The organism is Paenibacillus sp. 01L418, assembly GCF_056400045.1.
In genome coordinates this window covers 1-4653 of record NZ_JBFTSN010000468.1, presented here as the reverse complement: position 1 = coordinate 4653, position 4653 = coordinate 1, and the positions used below count along the sequence as shown (strand labels likewise).

Genomic DNA, 4653 nt, shown 5'->3' with positions numbered 1-4653 from the left:
GCATTTAGCTGTTTTGCGAGACGGTAAAACGTATCCTCGTCACCAGCGGCCAATGCTTTGTCAATTGCCGTATAAATTTGGTTGGTTTGAAATTTCAATACCGCTTCGTCAAGCACAAACTCTTCGGCAAAACCTAGCATGGCTTAATACGTTACTTTCATTTTGTCCATAGGATACACCTCCAAACCGGCGTTAAGAGATCCTATATTCTATTCCCTTTGTCACGTAGCTCTCCATCGTTTTTTTCATACGCAGTAAATCGTCCTCTGTTAACTCTCTTACGACTTTGGCGGGTGATCCGATAGATAGAGTATAGGATGGTATTTTTTTGTTCTCTGTAACAATCGAACCGGCTCCTATTAAAGCATATTCACCAATGTCTGCGCCGTTAAGTACGATTGCCCCCATTCCAATTAATGTGCCTCTGCCTATCGTACAGCCGTGTATTATAGCGGCATGGCCGATAGACACCTCATCAGCTAGAATCAAAGGTTGATTCACATTCAAGTGACCGACGACTCCATCTTGAATATTGCAGCTATGACCGATTTGTATAGGTGCAAGATCCCCTCGCAGTACTGCATTAAACCAAACGGTGCTTTTCTCAGCAATCGTTACGTCACCAATTATTTTTGCACCTTCAGCTATGTATACATCTTCATGAATCTTTGGCATTACGCCTTTGTATGGGATCAACAATTTTCTTCAGTCCTCTCCAAGCGATCAAATATAACAAGCCATTTCTGTCGTATTCTTATACTGTAGCTTATATTTGATCTTACTCCAAGAGTACGATTTCCAAAATCAATGGACCACTATCGGACCTGATTCCTCAAGGCTCACGCCAGCAACTACAGCTCGTCCTGCCTTGGTCATACGGACTACAGCCCCATAAATCGGATGCTCCCCAAGCCGAAGCAGCCCCAAATGAACCATCATAGCCATAATTCTCTGTTCCAAAATCGTATTTGCATCATCGTAAAAGTAAGGCTTAATGAACGGAACAAGTACCGTTCTGAGCGACTCAACCGTAACCCATTCCACAGCGAGGGTGTTAATCCAATGCACGAGCGACAGTAAATGTGTAATTGGTCCCTTGTATAGCTTCAACCAATATCGATAGATTTGCTCTGCTTCGCTTGAAGGCCTGCTCTTCATGCGCTCTTCACCTGGACCCGTAACTGTCAAAAGCGTCTGATTTTCATTAATATACTTTGCGTGATAACAGTAATCGTATACGAATGAGAAACGATTCGGATATTGGTTAAAATGTCTGCCATATCCAAAACGCCATGCTCCTTTTGCAGGCAGCTCCTCTTGCACGCCAAAACGATCAAGCAGCTGCAGCGTAAATCGCTTGTACATCGACCCATCAGCTGTTAGCTGGATTTCATTATGGTACGTGTAATGAAGCAGATGTGTAATATCGTCGTGAATAAGCATTTGCTCATCCCGGTAAATAGGCGGCTCATCCGTATACTGMAGATCAGCGGCAAACCTCCTCGCAAGCGTATCGCGGAAGCGCGTCTTCAAATCGTTTGGAACCTGAAAGAGATATCTGCTTGGGCCACTGAAGCCATTGAACAACCAACCGTGATGCTTGAATTTAGCTATCATTTCTCGCGGGCTAAGCTGCTTTTCGACTGCTTCTGTCTTTTTTTTGCTGCGTTTTGTTTTTTTCGGCGGGTCTAACTCCGGTTTGATGATCTCTTCTCCAAATCTGCTGTGCTGCACCCGAGCGAGCAAATCCTCTAAACTAAAGGAGTTTCTTGCTTCGAATAACAAAGAGTTGAGGAATCGTAAATCCTCCATCTTCATGCTGCTTATTTGCGCTTCAAAAACATCATTTCGACTTACGGTAGAGAGAATGGATTGGATCAAATCGTTTTTGGAATGTCCATTGCATTCGCAACGGTAAACATCTGCAATTCTGCTAAGTTGTTGAATATCAGCGTACCCTAGCATATCCGATAAATTCATAGCTCTCTCCTTTCTACAGAAGCCGCCTTATCACTCGGGCGCCCCGCTTCGTAAGGGTATTGTGTAATGAATAAGCGTCAGTTGATATCATTATGGGAAAATATCTATTGTTTTATAACCTAGATTACAAGGAGTTTATACAAAAAAAGCCGCACCTTAATAAATAAAGGCGCAGCTCGTATGCGATTCCTATGCTTCATTTAAATGGATCGTGCAATTATACAGCTGCGGATGCCATTTCTCATCACGCAGCTCCAAGATAGAATAAGACAAGTTGGATAAATATTGATCCTCGAGATCCGAACATATCTCTTCCATGATTTGAGCCAAAAAGCTGCCATGAGAAACGACAAGCAAGTTGCGCTTTGGATACTTCAGCTTCCATTCATTAATTGCGCTCAAGCCTCTTGCTCTGACCTCATCATTAGACTCTACACCTTCAGCAATTTCTCGCCAATTCGTTCCCCAGCGTTCGTGACGCTCCTGCTCCCTCGTGCCTTCAACCTCGCCAAAATACCTCTCTCTCAAGCGCGGCTCACTTTCAAGCAAAGGAATATTTAACTTCAAAGCGATAATCTGTGCTGTCGCATGAGCCCGCTGCAGATCACTTGATATAACAGCATCCCATATCTGGTCTTCACGGCTTAATCGCTCTGCCAATGCTTTGGCTTGTACAATACCTACTTCATTCAATGGAATATCCGTTTGCCCTTGAATCTTTCCTTGTTCATTCCAGTCCGTCTTACCGTGGCGCACTAATCCAATCAACAAGCCGTATTCAGCTCCTTTATATAGTAGACATAACAAAAGCTCCCTAGGGAGCTTTATCATACATCAACATTAGCTTCGTGTTCTAGAGAGCCAGTTCAAAATCAGCAGCGTCATAATAAGACCAAGCAAGGACAATGCAACATAATATTGCGGGAAGGCCGGCATAACCTTTAGAACGAATGGCTCGCTAATGCTGGCAACCGGAACCTCTGCATAAAATCCTGCTGTAATTAAACCATCACCAGACGCATTTGCTGTGTCCATCAATCCGCTTAGCTCGGCAATTTCAGCTTGTGAAACACCGCCATCATTATCAAATATGAATACAAAGAATGCACTTGCAAACAAAGCCATACAAGCTGCAACGATCAGCGCGATATTACGGCGAAACGACTTCGAAAACTGATAGCTTTTGTGCGGAACAGGCATTAACCAAGATTCCTCAGCGTAAATGCGATCCATCACATTTCGATTCACATGCTCCATAGGACCGAGGCTCTCATCTTCCTCTGATAAGAAACGAATGATATCCTCGCTCTCTTCCCACAGCTCAAACTGCTCCGCACATGTCTTGCWCTCAAGCAAATGAGTGTCTATTGCTATCCGCACTTCATCGTGATCAGCTAAATCCCAATATTCGCCGAATTTGTCTTGCGCATCGTTGCAATTCATCTCGTATTCATCCCTTCGAATTCCTCCATCAGCGGCGATTGTCCGAAATACGGCTCCAGCTGCGTTTTTACGCTTGCTCTTGCTCGGAATAGCAGTGATTTAACAGAACTGACCGTTTGTCCTAAAATATTAGCAATTTCTTGATAGTCCAGCTGGTCATATTCCCGAAGAATAAGCGCTGAGCGTTGTTTTTCTGGCAAATTGTTTATCGCTTCTCGCACCATCGCCATACGTTCATTTCTTAGCACATGCTGCTCAGGAACCGCATCAAGCGCTGCGACAGGCTCGAATCCCGATTCATCAAGCGACACATGCGCTGATTTTTGCTTGCGAAGCTCGCTAAGTACTGTATTTCGCGCAATCGTATATAACCACGTCGAAAAAGAAGCATCCAATTCGCGAAACGAATGAAGGCTGCGGTAGGCTTTATAGAAGGTCTCAGAACACAAGTCTTCGGCCATAAGCTCGAGCTTTGCACTCTTCAGCATGTGATAAATAAACGCTAAAATTTTTCGTTGGTAGCGCCGCATAAGCTCGGAGTACAGCTCGACATTGCCATCCTTTATCTCTCGTATCAACTGGGAATCAGTCATKACAGGCGAACCTCCTCCACCTGCGGATTATTCCCGGACCGCTATATATCATTGTACCGTCCCGGGAACGAAAAGTTGCGGTGTTTATCATAATTAATTCAAAAAACACGAATATACATATAATTCGTGTTTCGAGGGCAAATTCCTGCCTCTTTCGACAAAAGGATAAAATACAATATTTTTACAAATGTGGATGCGTAATTATAGATTTCGGACTCAAGCTGATCTATAGCTATGTATTGGAAATAAAGTTTTATTCTACTCGCCTTACAGAGTTCTTGCAATATAAATCGCTTTCTTTAGGCTGGTAAAGGTTCACATTCATGATTATTGGCTTCAATGGAGAACATGACAATGCACAATCATTTAAACAACAATTTGGAGGTCATAACCGTTATGAAAAAAACAATTATCGCCGTTTTCTCAGCATGTCTAATCTTTAGTGCAAGCTCTGCTGTGTACGCTGCTGCTCCTGTATCTGAAAAAGAAATGCATATGAAGAAAGTGGAAGATAAGAAAAAGCATCAAATGCATGTAAAGAAAATGGAAGAGAAAAAGAAACATAAAATGCATGCTAAAAGCCTTCATGCAAAAAGCATCCATGCAAAAAAAGCTCATGAAAAAAACCTACATGCTA

The 4653-nt window shown here is 43.0% G+C and carries 7 protein-coding genes; 1 reads left to right on the top strand and 6 read right to left on the bottom strand.

The window, feature by feature from the left end; all coding sequences use genetic code 11:
* The 6 genes from AC1DSE_RS30530 to AC1DSE_RS30505 form a co-directional block, all read right to left on the bottom strand.
* On the bottom strand, positions 1–140 hold a 140-nt coding region (locus tag AC1DSE_RS30530; protein ID WP_477528724.1), incomplete at its 3' end, for an IDEAL domain-containing protein.
* Positions 141–192: 52 nt separating this feature from the next.
* A complete protein-coding gene (locus tag AC1DSE_RS30525) occupies positions 193–699 on the bottom strand; it encodes a gamma carbonic anhydrase family protein (RefSeq protein ID WP_339202874.1) in 507 nt (168 codons plus the stop codon).
* A gap of 105 nt (positions 700–804) precedes the next feature.
* The gene (locus AC1DSE_RS30520) at positions 805–1980 is read right to left on the bottom strand and encodes a hypothetical protein (RefSeq protein ID WP_441875278.1); all 1176 of its coding nucleotides are present in this window, start codon (positions 1978–1980) and stop codon (positions 805–807) included.
* Positions 1981–2169: 189 nt separating this feature from the next.
* The gene (locus AC1DSE_RS30515) at positions 2170–2751 is read right to left on the bottom strand and encodes a histidine phosphatase family protein (RefSeq protein WP_477509642.1); all 582 of its coding nucleotides are present in this window, start codon (positions 2749–2751) and stop codon (positions 2170–2172) included.
* Between the two features lie 69 nt (positions 2752–2820).
* Positions 2821–3423: an anti-sigma factor gene (locus AC1DSE_RS30510; RefSeq protein ID WP_477528723.1), complete on the bottom strand. Its 603-nt coding sequence runs from the start codon at positions 3421–3423 to the stop codon at positions 2821–2823.
* Positions 3420–4016 (bottom strand): RNA polymerase sigma factor, encoded by a 597-nt coding sequence (locus AC1DSE_RS30505; protein WP_076265683.1) that lies wholly within the window; start codon positions 4014–4016, stop codon positions 3420–3422. The genes AC1DSE_RS30510 and AC1DSE_RS30505 overlap by 4 nt, the downstream gene beginning before the upstream one ends.
* A gap of 396 nt (positions 4017–4412) precedes the next feature.
* Here AC1DSE_RS30505 and AC1DSE_RS30500 point away from each other — a divergent pair.
* The coding region (locus AC1DSE_RS30500) for a hypothetical protein (RefSeq protein WP_477528722.1) at positions 4413–4653 on the top strand (241 nt) is incomplete at its 3' end.